We start from the raw sequence: 503 nt of genomic DNA, 5'->3' as shown, positions 1-503 counted from the left end.
CTGTCAAAAAAATGCAATAGGGCTGATTGTTTGGCGCTTACGTATAAGGCGTGGTGGGCAGGTTTCCGCCATAGATGGAGGAACAGCCCGTGGCGTTGGCCACCAGCATGCGATCACCGAACATCTGGGTCGCGAGGCGGATGTAGGGAGTCTCACCGCAACCCAGGCAGGCCCCGGAGAACTCGAACAGGGGCTGGGAAAGCATGGCGGACTTCATCTTCGGCCAGGCGATCTTTTCCCGGTCGTATTCCCGCAGCTGCTCGAAGAATGCCCAGTTCCTGCGGTTCTGCTCGATGATCTCGTCTTTGGGCACCATGTCCAGGGACTTGTGACCGACATTGGTCTTGTCCCGCGCGGGGCAGACATCGGCACATATACCGCAGCCGGTACAATCGTCCGGCGCCACCTGGTAGGCCACGTGCAGGCCTGCAAACTCCTTGCCTTTCATGGGACGTGAGAGGAAGCCTTCAGGCGCGTCCTTCAATTCGTCTTCAGTGAACACC

1 protein-coding gene is annotated in these 503 nt (G+C 58.6%); it reads right to left on the bottom strand.

Going from position 1 to position 503, the window contains the following annotated elements:
• Window positions 1-37: 37 nt before the first annotated feature.
• A partial coding sequence (locus tag ACOCD2_RS26345; protein WP_293650897.1) for a 4Fe-4S binding protein occupies window positions 38-503 on the bottom strand: 466 nt, incomplete at its 5' end.

The sequence above is a fragment of the Thiolapillus sp. genome (genome assembly GCF_048562965.1).
Classification (GTDB): Bacteria; Pseudomonadota; Gammaproteobacteria; order Chromatiales; family Chromatiaceae; genus Thiolapillus; species Thiolapillus brandeum_A.
Note: the sequence above shows the minus strand (reverse complement) of the source record. Positions and strands in the feature narration are given on the sequence as shown.